This window comes from Exiguobacterium sibiricum 7-3, from assembly GCF_000620865.1.
In the GTDB taxonomy this organism is placed as follows: domain Bacteria; phylum Bacillota; class Bacilli; order Exiguobacteriales; family Exiguobacteriaceae; genus Exiguobacterium_A; species Exiguobacterium_A sibiricum_A.
On sequence record NZ_KK211190.1, the window covers coordinates 2,638,227 to 2,664,361 of the forward strand.

24 protein-coding genes are annotated in these 26,135 nt (G+C 50.6%); 7 read left to right on the forward strand and 17 right to left on the reverse strand.

What is annotated here, in order from left to right:
• Positions 1 to 10: 10 nt before the first annotated feature.
• Both paaA and P402_RS0114630 read right to left on the reverse strand, forming a co-directional pair.
• Entirely contained in the window at positions 11 to 982 is a 972-nt protein-coding gene (gene paaA / locus P402_RS0114625) for a 1,2-phenylacetyl-CoA epoxidase subunit PaaA (protein ID WP_034770076.1), read from the reverse strand.
• Between the two features lie 17 nt (positions 983 to 999).
• Entirely contained in the window at positions 1,000 to 2,295 is a 1,296-nt protein-coding gene (locus P402_RS0114630) for a phenylacetate--CoA ligase (protein ID WP_081776660.1), read from the reverse strand.
• A 325-nt stretch (positions 2,296 to 2,620) separates the two neighbouring features.
• Here P402_RS0114630 and P402_RS0114635 point away from each other — a divergent pair, with 325 nt between their 5' ends.
• From P402_RS0114635 to P402_RS0114665, 7 genes are all read left to right on the forward strand, one after another.
• Positions 2,621 to 3,016 carry a thioesterase family protein gene (locus P402_RS0114635; protein WP_026829365.1) on the forward strand — a complete coding sequence of 132 codons (396 nt, stop codon included), beginning with the start codon at positions 2,621 to 2,623 and terminating at the stop codon, positions 3,014 to 3,016.
• A 45-nt stretch (positions 3,017 to 3,061) separates the two neighbouring features.
• Complete coding sequence (locus P402_RS0114640) at positions 3,062 to 4,204, forward strand: Glu/Leu/Phe/Val family dehydrogenase (RefSeq protein ID WP_026829366.1); 1,143 nt, start codon at positions 3,062 to 3,064, stop codon at positions 4,202 to 4,204.
• 14 nt (positions 4,205 to 4,218) lie between these two features.
• Entirely contained in the window at positions 4,219 to 5,271 is a 1,053-nt protein-coding gene (gene pdhA, locus P402_RS0114645) for a pyruvate dehydrogenase (acetyl-transferring) E1 component subunit alpha (RefSeq protein ID WP_026829367.1), read from the forward strand.
• 1 nt (position 5,272) lies between these two features.
• On the forward strand, positions 5,273 to 6,271 hold the full coding sequence (locus P402_RS0114650) for an alpha-ketoacid dehydrogenase subunit beta (RefSeq protein WP_026829368.1): 999 nt from the start codon (positions 5,273 to 5,275) through the stop codon (positions 6,269 to 6,271).
• Between the two features lie 12 nt (positions 6,272 to 6,283).
• Positions 6,284 to 7,489 (forward strand): dihydrolipoamide acetyltransferase family protein, encoded by a 1,206-nt coding sequence (locus tag P402_RS0114655; RefSeq protein ID WP_026829369.1) that lies wholly within the window; start codon positions 6,284 to 6,286, stop codon positions 7,487 to 7,489.
• Positions 7,490 to 8,890 (forward strand): dihydrolipoyl dehydrogenase family protein, encoded by a 1,401-nt coding sequence (locus P402_RS0114660; RefSeq protein WP_026829370.1) that lies wholly within the window; start codon positions 7,490 to 7,492, stop codon positions 8,888 to 8,890.
• A gap of 70 nt (positions 8,891 to 8,960) precedes the next feature.
• On the forward strand, positions 8,961 to 9,464 hold the full coding sequence (locus tag P402_RS0114665; RefSeq protein ID WP_026829371.1) for a methylated-DNA--[protein]-cysteine S-methyltransferase: 504 nt from the start codon (positions 8,961 to 8,963) through the stop codon (positions 9,462 to 9,464).
• On the opposite strand, the gene P402_RS16760 is transcribed toward P402_RS0114665, so the two are convergent.
• The 15 genes from P402_RS16760 to P402_RS0114740 form a co-directional block, all read right to left on the reverse strand.
• Positions 9,453 to 9,857, reverse strand: a complete 405-nt coding sequence (locus P402_RS16760; protein ID WP_051525173.1) for a VOC family protein — start codon at positions 9,855 to 9,857, stop codon at positions 9,453 to 9,455. The two genes, P402_RS0114665 and P402_RS16760, sit on opposite strands and share 12 nt — an antisense overlap.
• A 265-nt stretch (positions 9,858 to 10,122) precedes the next feature.
• The gene (locus P402_RS0114675; protein ID WP_026829372.1) at positions 10,123 to 11,142 is read right to left on the reverse strand and encodes an aldose epimerase family protein; all 1,020 of its coding nucleotides are present in this window, start codon (positions 11,140 to 11,142) and stop codon (positions 10,123 to 10,125) included.
• A complete protein-coding gene (locus P402_RS0114680) occupies positions 11,139 to 12,629 on the reverse strand; it encodes a UDP-glucose--hexose-1-phosphate uridylyltransferase (protein WP_026829373.1) in 1,491 nt (496 codons plus the stop codon). Before P402_RS0114680 ends, P402_RS0114675 begins: the two co-directional genes overlap by 4 nt.
• A 30-nt stretch (positions 12,630 to 12,659) precedes the next feature.
• Positions 12,660 to 13,658, reverse strand: coding sequence for a UDP-glucose 4-epimerase GalE (gene galE / locus P402_RS0114685; protein ID WP_026829374.1), 999 nt, complete (start codon positions 13,656 to 13,658; stop codon positions 12,660 to 12,662).
• A complete protein-coding gene (locus P402_RS0114690; RefSeq protein WP_026829375.1) occupies positions 13,659 to 14,831 on the reverse strand; it encodes a galactokinase in 1,173 nt (390 codons plus the stop codon). It lies immediately after the preceding gene.
• Positions 14,828 to 16,960 carry an alpha-galactosidase gene (locus P402_RS0114695; RefSeq protein WP_026829376.1) on the reverse strand — a complete coding sequence of 711 codons (2,133 nt, stop codon included), beginning with the start codon at positions 16,958 to 16,960 and terminating at the stop codon, positions 14,828 to 14,830. Before P402_RS0114695 ends, P402_RS0114690 begins: the two co-directional genes overlap by 4 nt.
• 14 nt (positions 16,961 to 16,974) lie before the next feature.
• Complete coding sequence (locus P402_RS0114700; protein WP_026829377.1) at positions 16,975 to 18,969, reverse strand: beta-galactosidase; 1,995 nt, start codon at positions 18,967 to 18,969, stop codon at positions 16,975 to 16,977.
• Positions 18,970 to 18,994: 25 nt separating this feature from the next.
• Complete coding sequence (locus P402_RS0114705) at positions 18,995 to 19,780, reverse strand: carbohydrate ABC transporter permease (protein ID WP_026829378.1); 786 nt, start codon at positions 19,778 to 19,780, stop codon at positions 18,995 to 18,997.
• 13 nt (positions 19,781 to 19,793) lie between these two features.
• Positions 19,794 to 20,759 (reverse strand): carbohydrate ABC transporter permease, encoded by a 966-nt coding sequence (locus P402_RS0114710; RefSeq protein ID WP_026829379.1) that lies wholly within the window; start codon positions 20,757 to 20,759, stop codon positions 19,794 to 19,796.
• Between the two features lie 75 nt (positions 20,760 to 20,834).
• Positions 20,835 to 22,145 carry an ABC transporter substrate-binding protein gene (locus P402_RS0114715; protein WP_026829380.1) on the reverse strand — a complete coding sequence of 437 codons (1,311 nt, stop codon included), beginning with the start codon at positions 22,143 to 22,145 and terminating at the stop codon, positions 20,835 to 20,837.
• Between the two features lie 28 nt (positions 22,146 to 22,173).
• Positions 22,174 to 22,656 carry a hypothetical protein gene (locus tag P402_RS0114720; RefSeq protein ID WP_026829381.1) on the reverse strand — a complete coding sequence of 161 codons (483 nt, stop codon included), beginning with the start codon at positions 22,654 to 22,656 and terminating at the stop codon, positions 22,174 to 22,176.
• 233 nt (positions 22,657 to 22,889) lie between these two features.
• On the reverse strand, positions 22,890 to 24,038 hold the full coding sequence (locus P402_RS0114725) for an ROK family transcriptional regulator (protein ID WP_235188890.1): 1,149 nt from the start codon (positions 24,036 to 24,038) through the stop codon (positions 22,890 to 22,892).
• A gap of 156 nt (positions 24,039 to 24,194) precedes the next feature.
• Positions 24,195 to 24,899: a hypothetical protein gene (locus P402_RS0114730; protein ID WP_026829383.1), complete on the reverse strand. Its 705-nt coding sequence runs from the start codon at positions 24,897 to 24,899 to the stop codon at positions 24,195 to 24,197.
• Between the two features lie 118 nt (positions 24,900 to 25,017).
• On the reverse strand, positions 25,018 to 25,146 hold the full coding sequence (locus P402_RS17220; RefSeq protein WP_268745046.1) for a hypothetical protein: 129 nt from the start codon (positions 25,144 to 25,146) through the stop codon (positions 25,018 to 25,020).
• Between the two features lie 87 nt (positions 25,147 to 25,233).
• The gene (locus P402_RS0114740; protein ID WP_026829384.1) at positions 25,234 to 26,085 is read right to left on the reverse strand and encodes an MBL fold metallo-hydrolase; all 852 of its coding nucleotides are present in this window, start codon (positions 26,083 to 26,085) and stop codon (positions 25,234 to 25,236) included.
• Positions 26,086 to 26,135: the final 50 nt, after the last annotated feature.

Genomic DNA, 26,135 nt, shown 5'->3' on the forward strand with positions numbered 1-26,135 from the left:
GGTTCCTCCTTCAGCCGATCGTCTCAGCAAGTGCCTCGCGCACCCACGCATTGTTTTGATACGAAGTTTGACGTAAGGCGAGTCGTTCCTTCGAACGGGGACCGCCGCCTTGAATGATTTTCTTGAATTCCGTCCAGTCCGGCTGGGCGTAAATCCATTGTGCTGTTTCCTCATCAAACCGTAATGTCGGATCCGGAATGACGAGACCAAGCGAGCGGATCCGGGGCACGTATTTCGTAAAGAAGTTTTGACGCAGTTCTTCGTTCGTCTTCGTCCGGATTTTATAAGCGATTGTCACGTCTTGTTTGGACGTCCCTGTCGTCTCTTTTGACGCCGGTCCGAAGAACATCAACAGAGATTCCCACCACTCGTCAAGTGATTCCTGAATCATCGCTTTTTGTTCCGGTGTCCCTTCGGCTAGTGCCATGATGATGGATTCACCGTGCTGGGCATGAAACACTTCTTCCGCACAAATCCGTTGCAACGCCCGTGCATATGGTCCGTAGGAAGCCCCGAGCATGTTCGTCTGGGTAATGATTGCTGCTCCATCGACGAGCCAGCCGATCGTCCCGGCATCTGCCCAGGAACGGGTCGGCATGTGGAAGACGTTATGGAATTTGAGACGTCCCGTAAACAAGTCGTCCATTAAGTCTGCCCGCGTTTTTCCGTACGGTTTCATCAAGTCCTCGACGACCCGCAGCAGGAGTTGGCCGTGCCCCATCTCATCCTGGACTTTTGCCATGATGCCGAGCTTCCGGCGTAACGACGGTGCTTTTGGTACCCATTCTTTTTCTGGTAAAGCGCCCATGATTTCACTGATCCCGTGCATCGAAATCAACTTGATCAGCGTGTCGCGATAAAAATCAGGCATCCAGTCGTCAGCTTCGATTTTTTCCCCGTTTTCGATTCGTTCTTTAAATCGTTCCAATTTTTCTTCTTCGGTCATAACCGGTGGTTCAAAAAGATGCGTTGCATCGTACATGTCAGTTCCTCCTCTGCTTAAACAAACTTCTTCTCAGACTCTGTGCGACGGTCAATGATCCGGACGGCCTTGCCTTCAGACCGCGGAAGTCCATATGGCGGGTGACAAATCAGATCCACTGATATCAGACATTCTGTTTTCATGGCATGGCAGATGACCCGCTTAATATCTTCAGCAACTGTCCCCACTTCGAGCTCGATGTGCAATTCCAGTGCTTCAAGCCCGGCCCGTTGAATCCGGTGAATTTGATAGTGCGGTGTGACACCCGGTTGTTGCAGCAACACCCGTTCAATCTCGGACGGGAAGACATTGACGCCACGGATGATCATCATGTCATCCGTCCGCCCTTTGACCCGCGACATCCGGGTCGTCGTCCGGCCGCAGCCACATACTTTTGTTGTGACGGATGCCAAGTCTCCGGTACGATACCGAATTATTGGAAGCGCTTTCTTTTTTAAACTTGTAAAAACGAGTTCCCCGACCATTCCTTCTGGTAGCGGTTCCCCCGTTACGGGATCAATGACTTCTGTGATGAACAAATCATCCATCAGATGCAATCCGTCCTGTTCCTGACACTCCATCGCGACACCGGGCCCCATGATTTCGCTAAGACCGTAGATGTCAAACGCCCGGATCCCCCACTTGTCTTCGAGGGTTTGCCGTAATTCTTCCGACCACGGCTCGGCTCCGAAAATCCCGTACTGCAGGCTGCTCGTCTTCGGATTTAGACCCTTTTCTTCCATCCGTTCCGCGAGATGCAACATATAAGAAGGTGTTCCGCAAATTCCACGCGGCTGAAAATCTTCGATCAATGTGATCTGTCGGTCCGTATTGCCGCCGGACACGGGGACAATCGTCATGCCGAGTTGTTCGGCTCCGCTGTGCAGACCCAGTCCGCCGGTGAATAATCCGTAACCGTAAGCATTGTGCAACAAGTCGGTTTTTTGCGCGCCGATGGCGACCAGACCACGTGCGACAGCTTTCGACCAATCATCCAGATCGCTTTGTGTATAACCGACGACGGTTGGCTTTCCGCTTGTTCCGGAGGAAGCATGGATCCGGACCGCTTCCTGTGGCGGAACCGCAAACAAGCCAAATGGATACTGTTCCCGCAAATCACTTTTGTATGTGAACGGTAACTTTTGAATATCCGCCATCGTTTGTAATGCATCCGGATCGAGCCCCCGTTCCATGAAGCGGGTCTGATAAAACGGAACATGTTCCATCACATGACGAACGGTCTCACGTAAACTTGCAAGCTGTAAGCGGGATCGTTCTTCCGCTTCCATCGTTTCCAGGATTTCGTTATACAAGTGGCACCCCTTCCCGCGTCTATATAACACAATAAATAAACGTTCGTTTTAAAATGGTTATATCATTAAACTACGATACGTTCACAATGTTGTCAATCCTTCATTTTGTTAAAAGCTCCCAACTTTCTTGATACTGGTCCTTATTTCTATCAAAAGTCTGAATAAAGACCCTTCCTATAGAGAAAGTCAGAAAACGATATTTCTTTTTGGAAAATATTCCTGAAAATGTTTGCTCATTTTGTAACTGATTGATAAAATATCGTGTGACAAGTGTTATACTATTTTTGGTAAGACCAGCTGTGGTCACAGGCAAGGGGGAATTGGTGTGAAAAACGGTTTATCGCTCGGAGATTCTGCTGTCATCGAAGCGATCGTAACAGAAGAAATGTTCGCTCAGTTTGAAGGTGTGGTTGTCCATCCGGCCTATTCAACCGTATCGATGGTCTATCATATGGAATGGGCCGCTCGAAAACTCATCCTCCCCTACCTGGAAGAAGAGGAAGAAGGAGTCGGTGGTGCAGTTTCCTTGAAACATTTAGGAATGGCAACACTTGGATCAAACATCCGGATCGAAGCCACCGTCATCGAACTCACACCTGACCGCGTATTGGCAAAAGTAGAAGTCAGACACGGCGACCGTGTCATCGGTCTCGGGGAAGTCAAACAAATCATCTTAACTAAGCAGCTGATTCAGGACAAGTTAATGCCGCGTGTTTTCTAAAGATTAAAATGAAAGCGCTTACTATACGTCAGGAGGATGTTTACTATGAATATGTTGAACCCATCCACGGATCCATCACCATCAATCATGGAGAAAATTTCCGGTCACGAACAAGTCGTTTTTTGTAACGATCCGGTGTCCGGTTTGCAGGCGATCATCGCCATTCACGATACGACACTCGGACCCGCCCTAGGTGGTTGCCGAATGGCACCGTATTCGACTGTCGACGAAGCACTCGATGATGTCTTGCGGCTGTCACGTGGCATGACGTATAAATGTGCAGCAGCTGACGTCGATTTCGGCGGCGGGAAAGCCGTCATCATCGGTAATCCGGCGACGGATAAAACACCCGAATTGTTCCGGGCCTTCGGACGCTTCGTCGACTCACTCGGCGGACGTTTCTATACCGGGACGGACATGGGCACGACGATGGACGATTTCGTCCATGCCAGCCGGGAAACGTCACGGATCGTCGGAATTCCGGAAGCCTTCGGCGGTAGTGGGGATTCATCAATTCCTACGGCGGAAGGCGTCATTTACGGATTACGGGCAACGGTCGAAACGTTATACGGATCGGATGATTTAAGCCGGGCCAGTTACGCTGTCCAAGGACTGGGAAAGGTCGGCTATAAAGTCGCAGAACAGTTATTGTCTGCCGGTGCCAACCTGTACGTGTCCGATTTGAGCGAATCCGTTCTCGCTTCTCTCGTCGAGCAAGCGGAAAAAACACCTGGAACGGTTCGTGTCATTTCCGCTCATGAAATTCATCTGACGGATGCCGACATCTTTGTCCCTTGTGCCTATGGTGGTGTCATCCAATCGACGAACATCGGACAGCTCCAGTGTAAGGCAATCTGTGGATCGGCCAACAATCAACTCGCCGACGATGCACTTGCGCTCGAATTAAAGCAACGCGGCATTTTATATGCGCCCGATTATATCGTCAACGGTGGCGGTCTGATTCAAGTTGCCGACGAATTATACGGTGCGAATCATGAACGTGTCTTATTAAAAACAAAACATATCTATGATGCGGTCCTCGAAGTATTCCACGAGTCTCATGCGGAATCGATCACGACACTCGAAGCAGCCAATCGGATGTGTAACAAACGGATTCAAATCCGCTCTCGTCATAACAACATCTTTACGAATACAATCAAACCGAAATGGAACATCCGTAACGACTAATGGAGGTGACACTGATGGAAACTGAATTTCCGATTTACCGGATCCTTGATGATGCGGGACACGTGATCGATACATCTAAAACCGACTCGCTGACAAAAGACTTGAGCCTCGCGCTATTCACACATATGAACCGGATCCGGACGTTTGACCGGAAGGCGATCAATCTGCAACGTCAAGGACGGCTCGGTACCTATGCTCCGTTCGAAGGACAGGAAGCGGCACAGGTCGGCAGTGCGTATGCGCTGCAGGACAAAGACTGGGTCTTCCCGACCTACCGGGATCACGGGGCGACGCTGACGTTTGGCGCCGATATGGTCCGGACGTTTTTGTATTGGAATGGCCGCGTCGAAGGCTGTGTCCCGACCGATGAGCTGCATATCTTCCCACCCGCTGTTCCGATTGCCACACAAATCCCGCATGCCGTTGGTGCGGCCTGGGCGGAAAAACGAAAAGGATCGACCCAAGTCGCTGTCGCTTACTTCGGCGATGGGGCAACATCGGAAGGTGATTTCCACGAAGGCATGAACTTTGCCAGCGTCTTCCAGGCTCCGGTCATCTTGTTTAATCAAAACAACGGGTATGCGATTTCCGTCCCGATTCAAAAACAGATGCATTCGGAAACGATTGCTCAAAAAGCATTAGCTTATGGTATGCCGAGCGTCCGGATTGACGGGAATGACGTTTTCGCCGTCTACTTAACGATGCAAAAGGCACTTGAAAGAGCCCGCTCCGGCGGCGGTCCGACCTTAATCGAAGCGGTCACATGGCGATTCGGTGCCCACACGACAGCGGATGATCCATCGAAATACCGGGATCAGGAACGCTCCCGGGACCGGATTGATCCCCTCACCCGCCTGGAAGATTTCATGAAAGAACAGGGATTCTATGACGAGCAGGAAATCGAAGCAATCCGGACCCGTCATCAAGAAGAGGTCGAAGCCGCCGTCAAAACAATGGAAGCCTTCCCGCCTCCTGACGTCAATGATTTATTCGACCATACGTACGCAACATTACCGGACGATTTAGTCCGTCAAAAAACGGACTATCTGACCGCAAGGGGGAATTGACATGGCGACACCTATCAATCGACAAACGGAGATGACGCTCGTCCAGGCTGTCACCGATGCCTTACGGACAAAACTGACGGACGATGAGACGACGCTTGTACTAGGCGAGGATGTCGGAAAAAACGGTGGTGTCTTTCGGGCAACGGACGGTCTACAGGAAGAGTTCGGTGAGGACCGGATCATTGATACGCCGCTGAGCGAAGCGGGAATCGTCGGAACGTCGATCGGTCTCGCGGTCAACGGGTTTAAGCCGATCGTCGAAATCCAATTTCTCGGTTTCATCTACCCTGCTTACGAACAAATCATGACCCACGTCTCCCGCATCCGGATGCGGACGATGGGGCGTTACGGCGTGCCGATGGTCATTCGGGCGCCTTATGGGGCCGGCATTCGGGCGCCGGAAATTCACTCGGACAGTACGGAAGCCCTCTTCACCTCGATGCCCGGCTTAAAGGTCGTCTGTCCGGCAACGCCTTACGACGCCAAAGGCTTATTGATTGCAGCGATTGAAGATCCGGACCCGGTCTTATTCCTCGAATCGATGCGCAGTTACCGCGCCTTTAAGGAACCGGTTCCGAGTGAGGCGTACACGGTTGAAATCGGCAAAGCCAAATGCGTCACGGAAGGTCACGACGTGACACTCATCGCCTGGGGGGCGATGGTGCAGGTTGCCCAAAAAGCAGCGACCGAAGCAACGACACGCGGTATCTCCTGTGAAGTGATTGATTTACGGACACTTTATCCGCTTGACCGGACGACGATTGCCGCCTCCATCCAAAAAACAGGTCGGGCTGTCATCGTTCATGAAGCACAGGCAACGGGTGGACTCGGGAATGATTTGATTGCTTTAATCAATGATACTTCGTTCTTGTATTTACGGGCACCGATTGCTCGGGTCACCGGATTCGATGTGCCGGTTCCATTATTCGCGCTCGAAGACCATTACATCCCGACGCCGACTCGTGTGCTTGAAGCGATCCAGCGTACGATCGATTTTTAAGGAGTGAGCAGGATGATTGAAGTGAAATTGCATGATGTGGGGGAAGGCATGACGGAAGGTGAAATCGCAAACTATCTGGTCCAAGTCGGCGATCGGGTCACAATTGACCAACCGGTCGTCGAAGTCTCGACTGACAAGATGGTCGCCGAATTGCCGGCTCCGGTGTCCGGGGTCGTCACGGATCTGTTAATTCCTGTCGGACAAACGGTTGGCGTCGGGACAGTCTTGTTATTGATCGAGGCAACGGAAGCACAACCGGCAGTCACCGTTGAACGAACGGTTGAACGGTCCGAGCAATCGCAACAACAACCAACCATGACCACTCTCCTGACGGAACGTCCAAAACGTGTGTTGGCGACACCTTACACCCGGAAAATTGCCCGCGATCTTGGCATCGATCTGGAACTAGTTCCGGCTGTCGATCCGTCCGGTCGCGTCACGGAAGAAGATGTACGTCGTTTCGTTGAAAGCGGAACGACTCCTGAGCCCGATCAGCGTCCAGTCGCGGTCGAGGCACCACCTGCGCCGGTCGATACGATTCCGTTCCGGGGCATTCGTAAACAGATCGCCAAAAAGATGACCCAGTCACTCTTTACGATTCCGCATGTCACCCACTTTGAAGAAGTTGACATGACCCGTTTGCTGGCATTGCGCGAAGAATTGAAAGCTGCCGGGAAACCGATCAGCGTCAACGCTTTTTTCATCAAAGCCTTGATCGTCGCCTTACAAGACTTCCCGGTCTTCAACGCCAAGCTCGATGAAGCAAACGAACAGATTATTTTGGAGCGGCAGTACCATATCGGTGTCGCGACTGAAACGACCGACGGATTGATCGTGCCGGTTGTCCGGGACGCCGACCAACTGACGATGCAACAGTTGCATACGCGTGTCGCGGAACTGTCTTCCCGCGCTAAGACGGGAGACTTGCGCGCTGCGGATCTGAAACCAAGCACCTTTACGATGAGTAATGTCGGACCACTCGGCAGTACAGGCGCAACGCCGATCATCAATTATCCGGAAACGGCGCTGATCGCCTTCCACAAAACGAAAAAACGGGTCTGTGTCGACGACCAGGATCAAATTGTCATCCGCTCGATGATGAATCTGTCGATGTCCTTTGATCATCGTGTGGCGGACGGCGCGACCGCCGTCGCCTTTACGAACCGGTTTGCCGGACTGATCGAACACCCCACTACTTTATTGATGGAGTTGATCTAAATGGTTGTTGGTGAACTGACCCAAGAACGTGATCTGTTGATTCTCGGCGGCGGTCCGGCCGGCTATACAGCTGCGATTCGCGCCAGTCAATTGGGACGAAAAGTGACCTTAATTGAACAAGCACAGCTCGGAGGGCTTTGTCTGAACAAAGGCTGTATCCCGTCCAAAGTTGTCGCGCATGCGGCGGAAGTGAAACAACAAATGAACCATTTGACTGCACTCGGTTTTTCGATCGAACCGACGCATGACTTCAACCAATTGGTAAAGTACCGGGACGGGATCGTCCATCAGTTACGCGCCGGCGTCGAAGCTTTATGCCAGGCAAACGCCATCGAATACATCCAAGGGACCGCCTCGTTCTTGGCGGACGACCGGATCGGTGTCGAACAGGGACATCAGTTCGACACGTACCGGTTCAATGATGTCGTGATCGCAACTGGAAGCCATAGTCTTCAGCAGACGTCCCCTCTCATCTTAAATGCAGAACAACTCTACCAGCTGACCGACTTGCCGGACCGGCTCGTCATCATCGGTCAGGACTATATCACGATTGAAGCAGCAATGAGTTTTCAGGCACTCGGCACACAAGTCACATTGATCGCCGACGCGTTTCAGCTCGATCCGAGCCTCGACAAAGAACTGCGGCGGCTCTTTAAAAAACAAAAAATCCGACTCGTAACGGGCATCGTGACCGCCATCGAGACAACGGATGAAGTGACGGTCACCGTCGTCAAAGAAGGACAGGAAACGACCTGGACCGCTCCATTTTTATTCCACTCGTTACCACGGATTCCAAACACACTGGAGTTGGGTCTCGAACGCATCGGTGTGACGATGGCAGAAGACGGCACGATTCCTGTCGATCCGTTCGGGCAAACGAGCCGGCCCCATATTTATGCGCTTGGTGACGTTACACCCGGTCCGCCACTGGCAATCCGGGCCATTCATGAAGCCAAACGAACCGCCGAACAGTTGGCAGGACAATCCCCTGATCCGACGATGCCCTATTATCCAACGGTCATCCGCTCCCTTCCACCGATCGTCTCGATCGGATTGACGGAGCAAGCGGCGACGGATGCCGGTTATGCCGTCCGGGTTGGTCAATTCGCCTTAAACGCCAATGGTGCAACGACGATTGAAGCCGGCAGTGGATTTGTCAAAGTCGTCACGGATGCCACGACGAGTCTGTTATTAGGTGTTCATATGATTGGCGAAGGATCGATTGAACTCGCCGGCACCTTTGCCCAAGCGCTTGAAATGGCGGCCAAGGAAGAAGATATCCGTTTCCCGGTCATGCCGCATCCGAGCCGGAATGAAGCCTGGACGGAAGCCATCGAATCTTTGGTTGGACAAGCTATCCACTTATCCCCCCGGCAACAAGCTATCTTGACGAAGTCGTAATCCAAAAACCGGTCAACTGAACAGTGACCGGTTTGTTGTATGAATTTTTTTAGTTGAAGGAGGGACAACGATGGACTTGTACTTTACGATGCTGAACTGGAACGGTACATCATTCCCGATTGCTGCGACGACGGATGGACTGTGTTACGTCGGCGCCTTAAACGAACCGGCTGACCTGTTTCCCGACTGGGCTCGGAAACAGTTGCCGCGTGCGGATCTCATCGAAGACACCCGGATGATGCAACCGTATCAGGAACAGTTGATGGAATACTTAAACGGCACACGGACCCATTTTTCGTTTCCGCTGCACTTGATCGGAACCCCTTTTCAACTGGAGGTCTGGAACGCCTTACGTCACGTGCCATATGGCGTGACGGCGACCTATTCGGATATCGCGGAACGGATTTACCGACCGAATGCGACACGCGCCGTCGGTACGGCAATCGGCAAGAATCGTGTCTTGATCGTCGTCCCCTGTCATCGAATCATCGGCAAAAAAGGTGGTTTGACCGGCTACTGGGGTGGATTGAATATGAAGCGGCAACTATTAGCATTGGAACAGTTAACCGGCTGATTCGCGTCCGTTTTCGGAGTACTCCAAAACGAAAGTGACCCCAAAAGGATCCGTCACTTGAGCATATAACCCACCGAAACTCGGCACGCCCAACGCTTCCATGATCTGACCGTCTTCTGCCAGTGCCGCGTAGGCGGCTGAAATTTCTTCGGTCGTCTCAAATGACAGCAGCAGCAGGATGTGCGAAGCCGCCGGAAGCGCTGACGAGACGTCCCACAGCATCAATTCAAAAGCATCATTCGCCAAATGGGCATGAAAGATTTCCTGTTGACCTAGCGCATTTGTTTCCGATAAGATGCGGCGTGGTTTTAACCCCAATGTCCGGTCATAATACGCAATGGCCTCTGCCGCTGTGCCATTCAAGGTAATGCAAGGTGTCGCTGGGTAACGCATATTCTCTCCTCCTCTTCGTGTCCCATCCCTTTCTCTAATCCGACGGTCGTTCCCTGCTTGATGCTCCGGAATAATTAGTTCTGATAAGCGGGTTCAAAAATCGCTGATAAACAAACAAGAGGCTGACTCAAAAGTCAGTCTCTACAAAGATAAGGGTGGCAGAATGATAATCTGCCACCCTTATCTCGTAAAAAAAGAATTACTCGCTACACACGGTTCTTGTTTGACTGGTCCCCATGTTGCCTGAAATCCATCTGTCCGTCCTTTACGAACCATCTGTCCCGAAGCGATATGTCGTTTCCCAGCGGTATGTCTCGCCCGGTCGTACTAACACGTCCGGGAAAGATGCCTCTTTGACGGCATTCGGATGGACCTGTGTCTCAAGACACAGACCGAGTGACGGACGTGAAGCGACACCGCGAATCGTATAGTTTGTTTCGAGTTGTGTACCGGTGTAGAGGACAACGACCGGCTGATCGGTCGTCACTTCCAGAAAACGGCCGCTTTCCCGGTCTTCCAGTCGAATCGCTTGTCCCGACAAGACGAACGGATGGTCATACCCGTTGCCGGCTGCCGTTGTTTCCGGATGCCCGGACTCCGCACCACTGCGGATCGAACGTCCGGTACGAAAATCAAGGGGTGTTCCGGTCACGTCACGAACCTCTCCGATCGGCAACAGATCCTCTCCGACGGGCAGGTACGTGTCACTCGGTACTTGCAAACGATGATCCAGAATATCCCGACGTAAGTTCCCCGACAGGTTCCAGTACGTATGGTTCGTCAAGTTCAACGGTGTTGTTTGGTCCGTCGTCGCTTCCATCGTCAACGTCAACGCCAGACCGTCGAGTTGATAAATCGCATCCAGCGTGACAGTACCGGGATAACCTTCCGCTCCATCCGGACTGACGTGCCGTAAATGGAGCTGCGTTTCCGTCATCTCCATGACTTCAAACAGTGCTTGATCAAATCCGTGAATCCCGCCATGAAGATGGTGCTCTCCGTCATTGGCTGCCAACGGATAAACGGTGCCCTCGACTTCCATCCGCGCTTGGCCGATGCGTCCGGCGACCCGGCCGACAATCGCTCCAAAGTACGGGGAATGGTTTTGATACTCTTCGACGGTCTCCAGTCCAAGGACAACACTTTCCCTCACACCGTCCCGGTCTGCAACACGAATATCGTTGATGATGCCGCCGTAGTTCCAAATCTCAACTTCAATCCCAGGTTGCGTCAACGTGTGCCGCACGAAATCGATTTCCGGAAGTGATTTTGTGTGCTCACTCATCGTCGATCACCTGCCACTTGGCGGCTGACTGTCTCAAGAAACCGCCCGAGTCCGGCTTGTCCGTGCTCTGTCTGCTTGAAGACACCACAGTCTTCGAGACCGCGAACGAATTTTGCTGCGACAGCCTGGCGGACATAGTCTGATACGTCTTGTCCGGCATAGGTTGCCTTCAGTTCTTCCGCCCAAGCTTGGTGCGACGGAGCGACTTGGCTTGTGCCGGTGATGAATTGTTCGACTTCTTTCAGTTCACTGAGCAGACGGGCCGGCAGAACAGCGAGTCCCATCACTTCAATCAAACCGATGTTCTCGCGTTTAATATGGTGAATATCCGCATGCGTATGGAAAATGCCGTCCGGATGTTCCGCCGACGTCCGGTTATTGCGCAAAACCAAATCCAGTTCAAATCGTTCTCCGCGCATCCGGGCAATCGGTGTCACCGTGTTATGGCGGACACCGTCCGTCGCCGCAATGATCTCATGCTCGGCATCTTCGTATGTCAACCAAGTCTGATACACCTCGTCTGCTGCATCGAGCAAGGCCGACGCATCGGAACTGCTCAAGCGCACGACCGTCAGCGGCCAGTGCAGCGTTTCGCCGGTGACGTCCGGATGATCCGGTAAAACAAACTCGTGCAACGCCTGTGCCCGGTCCATCGCAAATTCATAACGACCACCCTGATAATGGTCATGCGTCAAAATCGAACCGCCGACGATCGGCAAGTCGGCATTCGACCCGGCAAAATAATGCGGAAACTGAGCAACGAATTCAAGCAACCGCGCAAACGCTTGACGGTTAATCACCATGTCCCGGTGCTCCTGCGACAAGATGATGCTGTGTTCGTTGTAATAGACGTATGGGGAGTATTGCAAAGCCCACGCTTCGCCTTCAAGGGAAAGCGGAACAATCCGGTGGTTGGCTCGGGCCGGATGATTGATGCGGCCGGCATAACCGACGTTTTCAACACATAGAAGACACGTCGGATAGCTCGAATCAACGATTTCCGTCTGCGCCGCCGCAATTTCACGCGGATCTTTTTCCGGTTTCGAGAGATTGATCGTAATATCGATTTCACCATACACCGTATCCGCCTGGTATTGAATATTCTTAGCGATTCGTTTTGTTTGAATATAGTTGTTCGCTTGACTGAGTTGATAGAAGTAATCGGTCGCCTGTTGCGGACTTTCCGCATACAACCGACGGAAGGTCGAAGTGATGGTCGACGGACGATCGACGAACACATCCATCAGTTCCGCTGCCAACCGTTCTTTCTCGTCAAGACGTGCTGCCAATTGTCCGGCAGCAATCTGTTGTTCAATCATCGCATCCAAGATGTCGGGAATCGACGCGGTGTCGACAGTACCCGGATCCGTGTAAGCTGCTTCGCCCAGCAACGCCAATAATCGGTTTCGTGCATACACCGCGTCTTCCGATTGAATTAACTGGTGACGGATTGCCTGCTCTACTAATTGTTTGATGAGTTCGTTCATCGCCTTCACTCCCCTAAATCCATTCTCTCTTTATCGTACCGGTGTCTTGTAGCCTTTCGGACGTTGTTCATGCCAGCGCCACGCATCTTGAATGATCGTTTCGATGTCCGTCCGGCTTGGCTTCCAGCCTAAGACTGTTTTCGCCTTATCCGATCCGGCAATCAACGTACTTGGATCGCCGGCACGTCTTGCGACGACTTGTTCCGGAATCGCATGTCCCGTCACGCGGCGTGCGGCTTCAATGATTTCCCGGACTGAAAAACCGCGGCTTGAGCCAAGATTAAAGACATCACTCGGATTGCCCTGTTTTAAATACTCAAGCGCAAGCAGATGGGCATTGATTAAATCCTCGACATGGATATAGTCACGGATACATGTCCCGTCCTCCGTCGCATAATCATCGCCGTAAATCGAAATCACCGGACGTTGATTGTTTGCAACTTCGAGAACGAGCGGGACAAGGTGGGTTTCCGGTGTATGGTCTTCCCCGATTTCACCCGTCGCGCGTGCTCCTGCAACATTAAAGTAGCGGAGTGCGACATAGTTCAGACCATATGCCGTTTCACACCAACGCATCATCTTCTCCATCATCAGCTTCGTTTCACCGTAAGCATTCGTCGGATTTGTCGTGGCCGTCTCAAGAATCGGCATCTGTTCCTGTTCCCCGTATGTGGCAGCTGTCGACGAGAAGACGATTTGCTTCACGTCATGTGCCATCATGGCTTCGAGCAATACTTGTGTGCCGTAAACGTTGTTGTCGAAGTAGGCGAGCGGATGCTCCATCGATTCACCGACTAACGAGAAGGCGGCGAAATGGACGACCTGATCGATTGTTTCCGTCTCAAACACCGTATCAAGGAAGGCACGATCCCGGATATCCCCTTCGTAAAAACGGGCTTCCGGATGAACGGCTTCCCGGTGACCGGATTTTAAATGATCGATGACGACAACTTCCTGTCCGGCATCCACCAGTTGATAAACTGCATGTGATCCGATATATCCTGCTCCACCTACTACGAGTACTGCCATTTAGATGACCTCCTGTTCGACTTCTCGTGCTCCATCACCAACCGTTGCCGTGTAGAACGATGCCGGATAACCGATTGCGGTCTCGTATGCTTGACCGACTGCCGTCATGAATGTATCGACCGTTTCGGCTTTAACGATGGCAATCGCACAACCACCAAAACCGGCACCCGTCATTCGGGCGCCAAGGACTCCCGGTTGCGCCCAAGCTGCTTCGACCAATGTATCCAGTTCTTTCCCCGTCACTTCGTAATCCACTCGCAAAGAATGATGTGAGGCATTCATCAGTTGACCGAATGCTTCGAGTCTCTCTTCTTTTAGCGCATCGAGCGCCTGCAACGTCCGCTCGTTTTCAGAAATCGCGTGACGCGCCCGGCGTTGTAATCGTTCGTCCTCAAAAGACACTGTTTCGAATTCATCCATCGACCATTGGCCGAGTGACGCATACGGTCGGTACTGTTGCAGATACGTCAGTGCCGCTTCACATTCCGAGCGGCGCTCGTTGTATTTCGAATCCGCCAGCTCACGGCGCTTATTTGTATTCATGATGATGATCGTATAACCGGACAAATCAAGTGGGGCATACGTATAGTCAAGCGTCTCACAATCAAGTAACAGACCGGATCCCGCTTTGCCCATCCCGATTGCAAATTGATCCATGATGCCGCTGTTGACACCGATGTACTGGTTTTCGACCTGCTGACCATATTTGACGAGTTCGATCCGATTAACATTCAGATTGTACAGTTTATCGAGCAAAACACCGATGACCAGTTCAAGCGAAGCGGACGAAGACAGTCCGGCACCATTCGGGATATCACCTTTGATCAAGATGTCGCATCCTGTATCAATCCGGTAACCGGCTTCCCGTAATATATGAATCATCCCTTTGGCATAGTTGGCCCAGCCATCGGCAGATCGATGCGTTAAGTCATCACCTGCGACTTCGATGATGCCGTCGGCTTCAAAGTTCAGCGAATAAAACCGGAACACCGCATCATCCCGCTTGCGGGCGACCGCATGAGTCCCGAGCGTCAAGGCACATGGAAAGACATGTCCACCGTTGTAGTCTGTATGTTCTCCGATCAAATTGATCCGCCCCGGCGCAAAAAAGCGGTGGGTCGACGGTTGACCGAATTGTTGTTCAAAAATATGTTCTAATGTCTGGTCTGTCATGCGATCGGCTCCTTTGACTCTGATGTAGGGATGCTGCGGTGAACCGGCTGAATGTGTAGACAACAAGCTTCATAATCTGTCGTATAGGTGATTGTCAATCCTTGTTGCATCAAGTACGCACCGCTGAGCTGACGCCCGTCGACCTGATACACACCTGTTTTCTCAAGTCCGTGCAGACGGAAGTGGTACTGGTTTGAGCCGTGCTGACGCATCGGTGCTACTGCCAGGACAACCGTTTGATCGTTTGACGTATATTGCATGAGGGAAGCAGCCACGTGGTCTGCCGACAATCGGTACTGACGTCCGAATTGAACGGTTTCCCGAATTGTTTTATACGTCGCAATCCACTCGGTTGCTTCCTTTAACTCTTCAGCTGTCCATTCGCTTAAGTTGCCGCCGATGCCAAGTGTTCCTTGCATCGATGAGACGAAGCGGGTCGCAAGCGGTAAGTTCCGGCCGTTCAGCCAGTTTGGACCATCCGTCACCCAACAACTCATCATTTTCGCATTATAGGCAAACGAAAAATCATGTTGGATCGTCAAACGGTCCAGTGGATCCGTGTTATCACTCGTCCAGACCTGTTCCGTCCGTTTGAGAATCCCAAGATCAATCCGTCCGCCGCCTCCGGCACAGGCTTCAAAATCCACTTTCGGGTGACGTGTCCGCAACTCGTCAAAGATCCGGTACAATGCATCGACATGACGCTTCCATAATTCTTGCTGCGCTGCTGGTGTAGCGTCTTTTAGACCCGGTTCTGAAAAAGCGCGGTTCATGTCCCATTTGATGTAATCAATCGCGTGTGTCTCAAGCAACTCATCCATCATCTCGAACACGAATTGTTCGACTTGCGGTAAACCAAGGTTCAGAACAAACTGATTGCGCGATGTCGTCCGGCGTGCACCGGGACTATGGTAAATCCAGTCCGGATGTGTCCGGTAAAGATTTGAATCGGGATTAACCATTTCCGGTTCCACCCACAAGCCAAACTGCATGTTTTGTTGTTTCACGTACTCGATCAACGGTGTTAAACCGTTTGGGAATTTTTCCGGATTCACGATCCAGTCACCGAGACCGGCCTGATCGGAGTTTCGTTCACCGAACCAGCCGTCATCAACGACGAACAGTTCGCAGCCGATTGCGGCCGCTTGATCGACGAGCGCCCGTTGTCCGTGTTCCGTCACGTCAAAATAGGTCGCTTCCCAGGAATTATAGAGGACGGGCCGGACCTTGTTCCGGTCTGATTCCGGCATGATGACGTCACGCTGGAAATCATGCGCCCGGGCACTCATCCCGGCAAAGCCGTCTGCCGCGTATCCGATATAAAAGTCCGGTGTCGTCATCTGTTGACCGGCTTCGAGTTTCCAACTGAAATCAAATTCATTCATCCCGCCCGATAGTTGAACAAATCCAAAGGCATCCTGTTCGAAGTGCATCGACCAGTTACCGGAATAGGCAAAATGTCCGTAAATGACTTCACCGGTTGATTCGGTCGCCCCTTGTTCAAGTGCAAACCAGGGATTCGCCTGATGACTCGTCACACCCCGGCGGCTGTCAATCGTCTTACGTCCCGACGTTAGTGGCGTCACCTGTTTTTGGAATTCACCGGTCCATGTCCCGGCGAAGTGGTGCACGTTCAAGTTCGGCCGTTGCAGAATTCCCATCGCAAAGGATTGGGCTGTCGTCAACCGGATTGATTGTGTTCCAGTATTCTCAATCACGAGGGACCGTCCGATCATATCGTACGCTTCGTACACGTCATATTTGATGCCGACCCGGAGTTCTTGTAACGAATCAAACAACCATAACGTCAATCCACTGTCGGATTGCTCGGCGCGTTCAAACACGAACTGACTGATTCGTTGTCCGTCCTCCCGTTCTGATTTCAAAGTCGGTTCTGTGTAGACCATCTCACCAAATGGAATGAAGTCGTAAACCGCGACACCATCCGGTGATTCAAATGAGCTATGCGCAAGAACCGGATTCGGTAATGCTTCATAGTCGGATGGATACGGCAGACGTGCTCCAAAATACGTATGCAACACCTTGCCGTGCTGTCCGATCGTCACGACATGCGCGACATGTTGTCCTTCGAGGACGAACCGCTGATTCGGCAGTTCAAGAATGGCCATGGTCGTTCTCCTCCTTACGTTGTCAGAATCAGCGTCTCGAGTGGGGCGAGTGTCACTGTTCCACTATATGTCTCGTTCGTATTCAACTCTTTATAGGAAGCATCGAGCACCACGTCCCGGCTTGCTTTTGTATCATGGTTCATGAAGAAGACGAAATCACGTGTTTCCCCGTGACGGCGGACGACCTCGACTTGATCCGGTGCTTCAAACATCTGAACGCCGGCATCAAGAAACGCTTGCCGGTAAATCGTATCGATCATCGCATCATCAATCGATGCACCAATGTACGTGATTGTTCCTTTATAGACATTCCGTGTCACGGCAGCGACTCCGTCATAAAACGTATCGCGGTAGACAGCAAGCGGTTCAGCGGTCGTCGGTGTAATCAAATCACACCAGAGCCGGGCCGGTGAACCTTGGCCTTCAAAGGCACCAATGCCTTCCACCCGGTTTTCCTGCACGGCTTGCAACGATTCGTACTCATCGATTTCGATTCCTGCATACGGTGCGAACTTGCCTGGTAACGTTAAAGGCAAGACATTGTTATGCGGGTCCTTGACGCCGGTCCGGTACGTGAAGATGACGTGTCCGCCCTGCTCCATGTAATCAATCAGTGATTGGTCAAATGTCGGGTTCGTTAAAAAATAGAGTGGAACGATGATCAGTTTGTATTGATCGAGCCGGTCACCCGGGAAGACGATATCCGTCGACGCTTGACGCCGGACGGCACCGCCGTAGAAACGGACGAACTCGGTCCGGAAATCAAACGCATCACTGTGCGGCTGATGGGTCCAGGCCCAGACGTTCTCCTGATCAAAATAGACGCCGACTTCCGCTTGATAGTTGCTTGCGTTGATTTCGTCACCAAACGTATTCAGTTCGGTCATGATTTGTTTGACTTCGTTGAATTTACGCTTCGGTTTTCCATCGTGATCGATGATCCCGTGGCAAAACTCTTCCGTTCCGAACAATGCTGCCCGGAAGCGGAAGTAGACGATGGCTTCCGCACCGCGTGCGACCGCCTGATACGTCCACAAACGGATATGACCGGGGCGCGGCAGGTAACCGATTTTACTCCAGCCCTGCGCTCCACTGAGTTGCTCCATCACCCAAAATCCTTTTCCTTGTTTCGAAGAGCGGCAGAGATCATGATCGCTCGCCATTTTCTCGAAACGGTTCGGTTCCGGCAAACCGCCCCAGACCGGATAGTTATCAAAAGCAACGTAATCGAGATCCTGTGCCATCTGTTGTTGATTGACGGCCATATCACTGTACACGAGGTTATGTGTAATGAACGCATCCGGATGAATGTGTTCCCGGAGTGCATCGACCTGCAGTTTGTTGTAATGGTTGTAACCGTCGGCACAGAAGCGATCGAAGTCGACGAGTAATGACGGGTTATGTTCCTGATAGACTTTCCGCGGCACCGGGATCTGCTCCCACGCCGTGTAGGTCTGACTCCAGAAGACGGTTCCCCATGTTTCATTTAACGCATCGAGCGTGCCGTAACGGTTTTTGAGCCAAATCTGGAAAGCAGCCCGGTCGACGTCGCTGTATGAACGATCTGATTTTTCATGGCCGTATTCGTTGTCAGTCTGCCAACCGATCACACGCGTATGTTTCCCGTACCGTTTCGCCATCTCAGTCGTGATGGCAACCGAAAACTGTTGATACGTCTCGCTGTGAACTGTATAGTGGCGACGGGCTCCAAAGCTGATGGTCACACCATGCTCGTCTGCCGGAAGAATCTCCGGATACTTGTGACACATCCACGCCGGTGGTGTTGCGGTCGGTGTCCCGAGGACGATGTCAAAACCGGCGACACTCAAGCGTTCGATAATATCGTCCCAAAACCGGAAATCGTAAACTCCTTCTTCCGGCTCCATCATCGTCCAGGCAAATTCCGCCAACCGAACGACGTTGACACCAAGTTCTTTCATCAATCGGAAGTCTTCCTCCCATAACGTACGTGGAGTTTGTTCCGGGTAATAATCGACGCCTAAATACATTGTGCTCCCCCTGACTCAAAACAAATTATTTTACTGCACCTGCCGTCATTCCTTTTTGGAAGAAACGTTGGAAGAAGATATAGAAGACCATTGTCGGTAAACTGATTAATACGAGTGACGCATAGATTTTCCCCGGATCACCGCCGAGCGCATCTTTGAAGAAGCTTGGTGCCATCGTGACCGTTTGATAAGCCGGATCCGTCATGAACGTCAAGACCATCAAATACTCATTCCACGAGTTGAGGAACGCATAGATTAACGCTGTTGCCAGTGCCGGTTTCGCAAGCGGCAACATGACTTTAAAGAAGACTTCAAGAATCGTCGCGCCGTCAATGTATGCGGCTTCCATTAATTCGTTTGGCAACTCGTCAAAATATCCTTTAATCAGCATCAGACCGAACGGCAGGAAGAACGCGACTTCCGCCCCGATCAAGCCCCAGTGGTTATTCAGACCGTCAAACGACCGTAATGTGAAGAACAACGGAACGATCATGGAAGCGACCGGTAACATCAGACCGGCAAGTACCATGTTGAACAACAGACGTTTTCCGGCGAATTCGAGTTTCGAGAACGCGAATGCGGCAAACGCAAGAATCGTGATCGAAATGATGATCATGAAGAAAGCGACGAAGAAACTGTTAAAGACGAATGTCGGGAAATTCGGGTTTTGCAGCGTTGCGATATAGTTTTCAAATCCGTTGACACGTAAGCTCTCCTTGAACATGACGAAGATCGGGAACAGCCAGACGATCGAAGCAAGCATCAGGACGAGGTTGATGACCCAACGGCTTTTTTTAGATTCTACATTCATGGGACGTTCCTCCTTAGTTATCCATTTTCTTTTGAACACGTAACTGGATGTACGTAATCAGTAAAGCGATTGTCAGCAAGATGATGGCAACAGCACTTGAAAAGCCGACTTCTTGTTGCAGCATTGATTTACGGAACAGGTACGTCGAGATGAATTCTGTTGAAGAACCGGGCCCGCCGGCTGTTGTGATCCAGACCAGGTCAAACGTCTTCAGACCACCGATTACACCGAGAATCGATAACGTGAACGTCGTTCCTTTTAAGTTCGGGAAGACGATGCTCCAAAGCGTCCGGAAGAATCCGGCACCATCGATTTTAGCGGCTTCAAAGATTTCTTTTTCAATCGTCAGCATCGCCATGTAGTACATGACCATCGATGAACCGGTCCACTGGAAGATGTTGATGGCAATGACCGAGTACAACGCGATATCCGGATCACCAAGCCAGTTTTGTTCTAAGCTGCCGAGACCAATCGCCCGGAGGAATTCGTTGATGTAACCGAATTGGAAGTCGTAAATTTGTGAGAATGCGGCACCAAGGACGACCGGACTCAGGACAACCGGGAAGAAGAAAACCGATTTCATGGCGGTCCGTAACGGTCCCTGTGTGTGCAGGAAATACGCGAGAACAAGACCGATAAAGGCTTGAATCGTAACGGTTAAGATCGTGAAGATGAACGTATTTTTAAGCGAGAGGTAGAAATCCGGATCCCGGAACATTTCCGCGTAGTTTTCAAACCCGACGAAGACTTTATCAAATGAAATGCCGTCCCATGAGAAGAAGGAGTTATAGGCGTTATAGAAAATCCCGTAATAGATAAACGCGACGACAAACAGGACGATGGGTCCGACGAACGCCCAACCGACCATGTTTTGTTTCATTTTTCCTTTTCTTTTCTTTTTCGGAACATTTGAACGGGGTGCCGGTTTCAGCGGCTCGGCTTTTGGTTTGATCGGCAATTCTTGTTGCTCTGTCTGCATAACGATTTCCCCACTTTCTTGATCTTTAAAAATCAGGAAGTGGCACGCAGAGCGCACCACTTCACTGTATCGTTCTTATTTTTTCGATTGATCGGCTGCATCCTGAACACGTTGGAGTGCTTCTTTCGGATTTTGACCCGTCGCGATGTTTTGAAGTTCCTTACCGAGGATATCGTTAAGTTTTGTATCACGGATACCACGGCTTGCTACAGCTTTAGAAAGTGTTTCGTTCAGCATTTTGTATGACTCTTTTTCCCCTTCAGATGTGAAGGCTGCATCTGAATCAATTTTGACATCCTTGATTCCAGGTGCCATTTCGAACTCACCCATGTAGACTTCCTGTCCTTCACCTTGGCTCATGAAGGCAACAAACTCAGCTGCACCTTCTTGTTGTTTTGATTCTTTATTGACGGCAAGCGCCATATCGATTGATGCGATGATTGGTTGTTCTGTTCCACCTGCAAGGTTTGGAAGCGGTGTGAAGCCAAGCTCATCTTTGATTTTCCATTTGTCTTTTTTCTCAGCTGTCGTCATCGAGTGAGCTTCCCATGAACCGATAACCCACATCGCTGCTTTTTTATCGAAGAACTGGTTCATCCCGTCATTGTATGTCGCAAGTCCGAGTGCTCCTTCTTGGAAGACTTTATCTTTGAAGAGATCCTGCCAAACTTGAGCTGTCTTGACCATCTCGTCGTCTGTCCATTTCGCTTCGCCGGACAAGACTTTTTGAATGTAACCCGGTGCGACCTGGTGGCTTAAAACGTTGTAGACATCGATATCGATCCACGCATCTTTTGCTCCAAGCATCAATGGAATGACTTTATCGCCCGACGCTTTGATCTTTTTGACAGCGTCGACTGTTTCTTTGTAGTTCTTCGGTGGTGTGACACCGTATTTATCAAGCATCGTTTTGTTGTACATCAAGTAGGCTTGACCCGTAAAGCCGATTGGGACCGCATATTGTTTACCGTCAATCGTCGTTTGATCGATGCCGAGCTCGACGAATTTGTCTTTCCATCCTTTGCCGGCTGCTTTATCCATGTAAGAATCGACTGGCACGACACGGTCTTTGTACTGCTGGATCATTGGTTCTTTCAGACCGATGATGTCTGGTCCCTTACCAGATAACATCGCGACTTGAAGTTGTTTTTCATAGTCTTCGCTGTAACGTTTGAACTCGACGACATATTTGTCTTGTGATTTGTTGAAGGCATCGACGACTTCCTTACCGGCTTCAGGCTGAGGTGCCCAACCCCACCAGGAAATGACGGTTTTTCCGTCTTTTGTTGTCGCCTGTTTTTCATCTTCGCCACCACAAGCGGCAAGTAATGCCGATAATGTCAGAACTGATGCAGCTGCGAGTACTTTGGTTTTTTTGAATTTCATGTGAGTGATCCCCTTTGTATGTGAGTGGTCAAGCGTACTTTCTAAGCTGTTGCCCTTCAAGCTGTGCGTGTTGACACCATTGTTCGATGACTTCCATGCCAATCGGCATCCGTTGGAGTTGAATCAAGACTCGTGCAATCAGTCGCAGACGGTAGTCTAACGTGTCCACTTCCGGTGTCACGAACAGATAAAATTCTCCACCGAGCGTCAAACAACCGGCTGTGCGCATGTGTTGCATCAACACCCGTAATTCAATGTATCCGTTCTCATTTTTTCGAAGATGAAGTTCTGAAGATCGAATCGTCAGTACCCCTTGTACGGACGACATTCGAAATTGAAAGACTCCATCTTGTCGTGGCCGAACGAGAACGCCGTCTTGATCTGCAGACCGCTTATCTCCCGGCTGTTGTTCCGTCATATCTCCTGTCAAACGGTTCACGTAAAAGCCACGGATTGCTCCGTAACGCCCGAAAGCTTCACGGTAGGAAACCCATAAATCCTCTGTTTCCATCTGCGCGACGCCCCCTTCTTTCTGTTTCAGCTTAACCGGTCCCTGCCGGTCTGCATCCACCTCCACTGGTTGATGAAAACTTAGTAAATTAAATTTATTATCTAACTTTAAGAAAACTATAGCACATGCTGTTTTGTTTTGTAAACGGTTTCAAAAAATATTTTTTCTTCGTTCTTTTCACAAAAAAAGCTTGCCGGATCCGGTGAAAACACCGTAACCCAGCAAGCTGCATTTTAAATGGTTTGAAAAATACTGTTTGTTGCGAGTGCCGCTGCACTGAGTGCCCCTTGTTTTTCACTCCAGGGAACCATCTTAACATCGGTTTCACGTGAAGCCGTCGTCAAGGCCGTGTGTTCGACCCGTTCTTTGATTTGATCGACGATGGAAGGAGCCAGTTCAAACATCGGTCCTCCAAGTAAAATCCGCTTCGGATTGATCAGATGAATCGTATTCAGGACACCGATTCCGATGTATTCACCCGCCCGGTGGTACGCGGCTTTCGCGTACGGATCCCCGTCCGTCAGACGTTTTCTCAGTTCCGCCAGTGTCTTGACTTGCGGGTCAATGGCTTCAAAATCACGCAACAACGCTTTTTCCCCAGCCAATGCTTCGAGACATCCCCGATTCCCGCAGGAGCAAATCGGGCCATCCAAATCAAGTCGCATATGCCCGACCTCACCTGTAATGTGATTTTCGCCGTCAATCAGCTTCCCGTCCAGGACATACGCCCCTCCGATTCCTTCTCCGGCATACAGATAGAAAAATTGGTCGACCCCGACGCCTTCTCCGAATAACAATTCGAATGAAGCGAGAGCCCGGACATCGTTTTCGATAAAAACAGGGTACGCAAACCGATTTTCCAAATGTTCCTTTAATGCCACATCATGGAGATGAAAACGAGGGGCAAATAAAATCACTCCGGTCTCCGGATTGACCATCCCGTGAACGGATATTCCGATGCCGTGAATCGTTCCGACCTGCTCCGTCGCCTCAATCAGTTCTTCACACAACAGAACGACAGCCTGCATTAATTCTTCGTTTGTATCAAATTTACCCATCGTTTCCACTTCGTGAATCGTATTTCCGCTTAAATCCGCGATGACTCCGATGAAGCGGTGACTTGTCGCATCAATCCCGATGACATATTGTTCTTTCGCCACGAGTTCGAGCAGAATCGGCTTTCGTCCACCGTTTGAAACACCGAGTTCACGCTCTGTCACGAGTTGATCCGCAATCAGTTCTCCGACGATGTTCGAAACGGTCGGTTTCGTCAGTTTTGTTTGTTGTGCCAGTTCCACTCGTGAAATCGGTTGATACATCCGAATCAAACGTAATACAAGTGCCCGATTGTAGGAACGCATCCACTTTGAATTTCGTGGCATCTCTTTAACCATGTTCGTCCCGCATCCCTTCCATTCTTGTCTCTATATCTATTCTCGCATATTTTGTAAGGGATTTCATGGTTACCCAAAGATTCGTTGCGATTTAACTTTTCCGAAAACGCTCGGTGAATTCACACGACCTCATCCTGTTTTTAGTCACGCTTCATCATACGGCTGTTCAATGACTAAGACACGACTTCCGTCTGCATTTTCGGTCAGTTCCATTTCGATGATGGCTTCTCCGACCAACAGCACAATCGGTAATGCTGGATCGGTGTTCCGGAAAAAACCGACCCGTCCCTGATAAACATCCATATAGTCGGCAAATAAAAACGTTCCGTTGACATGCAGTTCATCTTGATTCGGATTAAATTCAAGTCGCGGCACGCCATACCATGCCTCACCGTTCAAATACAGCAATGGCTTTTTCCCCATCACTTCACTCGATTCCCGCCGCATCTCGATTGCTCCTTCGGTGTCATAATACAACCGGTCTGTTCCTCTGGTTGCAATGACGATTGGATTCCCTTGATACAACACAATTTCTAAAATTTCATCCGCCTGTTCCACGTAGTAACCGGATGCGTCAGAGATCGCAAAACTAATCGTGTACAGTTGCATCCACGATACGATATCTGCTACCTCGACCGGTTTTAAAAACAAAGCCGAAACGAGCCGGACCTCACTTTTTGTCATCGCTAAATTAACATAAATATCAGCCAGTTGAATCGTTCGGATCTCGTTTGACTGATACACCTCATCATAGTCGGGAACAAACATCGTTTCATAATAATCGTCCATTTCACGTAATTCAAGCGGCGGCATACGACGGTCAAAGTCGGCAATCTGGATGCGTTTCATGGGGAAGTGCCTCCTTTTCGTAAAGTTCATTTTGTCCTTTGTATTGAATTACCCAATATCTGGTTCCGTTGCACTCCCCTAAAACGAAAAAAATCACCCTGGGCTACAGGATGATCCGTCATTTCACAAAAAATTGATACAGCAGATATAAGGCAAAGCCAATCACTACAAGGACCGTGAAAATATTAGCTGTTCCAAAAAACACACGATTGGCCGTTTCATTCCGATCTTCAGGCTTACGATCCATTACGAGAACTCCTTTGCTAAAATCCATTTTTTTCTATCTTATACATAAGGAATTCTCGAATGATCTGTTCAGCACCTGCTGTTTTAATTATTTTTTCGCACCATTTGCAAAAAATACGAGTGTTTCTTCTTCGTCTGTCGTCAGTTCCCGTCCGACCAGCTCACGGTACAGCCGCTGCATCTCCGGTAGATGCCCTGCTGCTCGTTGCGTCACTTCAATGATTTGGCGTAAGACGTGTACCTCTTTCTCAAACGCGCCCTTCGACATCGCTTCGCCGTGCGACCAGACATAATAGTCAGCGTCGTACTCGGCGATGACATCCAGTAACCGGGTCGTCTGCCCCACCGTATAGTTCCACTTGGCAGAAAAGATGTCGGCATACATCGCATCTCCTAAAAATAAAACCCGTTCTTCCGGAATATAGACAAGAGCACTCCCTGGTGAGTGGTCATTCTCGACCTGCCGTAACAGACACGTCACGCCTCCAAGGTCGATTTCAAGTTCTCCCGAGAAACGAATCGTCGGCAAGATGACTTCAATCTCCCGGTCCTTCCCGAACTCGAGTTTGATCGCATCGGCACAAAACGGAATTTCAATCCCCTGTTGGATCCGCTCCGCAAGCGCCTCGTCCGACCAGTCATAGTCCATCATCTTCCGCATCTCGTCGACGGTCCGTTTGGTCGCAATCGTCGGTACAGCCATCTGCTTCATACCGAAAATATGATCCCAGTGCCAGTGGGTCAATGCGACGAGATCCGGCCGTCTCAACCCGTGTTTCTCTATCTCGTCCAAAAAGAGTGTCGCGTGCTGACTGGAGTTACCGGTATCAATCACAAGACTCCGCTCGTCGCCCGTAATGACGGCAACGATTGGCCGATCCGTTTCACTGACGGGCGTTTGATACCAAATCCGGCTCGTTAATTGTTTAAACTGTTGCATCTTGATCGCCTCCTGTTTGTAGTATAACGAAAAAGTCCATCCGGATGATG

Coding starts and splice junctions, on each gene's coding strand:
- P402_RS0114695 (WP_026829376.1), bottom strand. CDS start 16,960: ATGGCCATTCTTGAACTGCCGAATCAGCGGTTCGTCCTCGAAGGACAA.
- P402_RS0114665 (WP_026829371.1), top strand. CDS start 8,961: ATGGACTTGTACTTTACGATGCTGAACTGGAACGGTACATCATTCCCG.
- P402_RS0114725 (WP_235188890.1), bottom strand. CDS start 24,038: ATGCCACGAAATTCAAAGTGGATGCGTTCCTACAATCGGGCACTTGTA.
- P402_RS0114660 (WP_026829370.1), top strand. CDS start 7,490: ATGGTTGTTGGTGAACTGACCCAAGAACGTGATCTGTTGATTCTCGGC.
- P402_RS0114710 (WP_026829379.1), bottom strand. CDS start 20,759: ATGCAGACAGAGCAACAAGAATTGCCGATCAAACCAAAAGCCGAGCCG.
- P402_RS0114700 (WP_026829377.1), bottom strand. CDS start 18,969: ATGTATTTAGGCGTCGATTATTACCCGGAACAAACTCCACGTACGTTA.
- P402_RS0114640 (WP_026829366.1), top strand. CDS start 3,062: ATGAATATGTTGAACCCATCCACGGATCCATCACCATCAATCATGGAG.
- P402_RS0114680 (WP_026829373.1), bottom strand. CDS start 12,629: ATGAACGAACTCATCAAACAATTAGTAGAGCAGGCAATCCGTCACCAG.
- P402_RS0114730 (WP_026829383.1), bottom strand. CDS start 24,899: ATGAAACGCATCCAGATTGCCGACTTTGACCGTCGTATGCCGCCGCTT.
- galE (WP_026829374.1), bottom strand. CDS start 13,658: ATGGCAGTACTCGTAGTAGGTGGAGCAGGATATATCGGATCACATGCA.
- P402_RS0114655 (WP_026829369.1), top strand. CDS start 6,284: ATGATTGAAGTGAAATTGCATGATGTGGGGGAAGGCATGACGGAAGGT.
- P402_RS17220 (WP_268745046.1), bottom strand. CDS start 25,146: ATGGATCGTAAGCCTGAAGATCGGAATGAAACGGCCAATCGTGTGTTT.
- P402_RS0114675 (WP_026829372.1), bottom strand. CDS start 11,142: ATGAGTGAGCACACAAAATCACTTCCGGAAATCGATTTCGTGCGGCAC.
- paaA (WP_034770076.1), bottom strand. CDS start 982: ATGTACGATGCAACGCATCTTTTTGAACCACCGGTTATGACCGAAGAA.
- P402_RS0114705 (WP_026829378.1), bottom strand. CDS start 19,780: ATGAATGTAGAATCTAAAAAAAGCCGTTGGGTCATCAACCTCGTCCTG.
- P402_RS0114720 (WP_026829381.1), bottom strand. CDS start 22,656: ATGGAAACAGAGGATTTATGGGTTTCCTACCGTGAAGCTTTCGGGCGT.
- P402_RS0114715 (WP_026829380.1), bottom strand. CDS start 22,145: ATGAAATTCAAAAAAACCAAAGTACTCGCAGCTGCATCAGTTCTGACA.
- pdhA (WP_026829367.1), top strand. CDS start 4,219: ATGGAAACTGAATTTCCGATTTACCGGATCCTTGATGATGCGGGACAC.
- P402_RS0114690 (WP_026829375.1), bottom strand. CDS start 14,831: ATGACAGACCAGACATTAGAACATATTTTTGAACAACAATTCGGTCAA.
- P402_RS16760 (WP_051525173.1), bottom strand. CDS start 9,857: ATGCGTTACCCAGCGACACCTTGCATTACCTTGAATGGCACAGCGGCA.
- P402_RS0114740 (WP_026829384.1), bottom strand. CDS start 26,085: ATGCAACAGTTTAAACAATTAACGAGCCGGATTTGGTATCAAACGCCC.
- P402_RS0114650 (WP_026829368.1), top strand. CDS start 5,273: ATGGCGACACCTATCAATCGACAAACGGAGATGACGCTCGTCCAGGCT.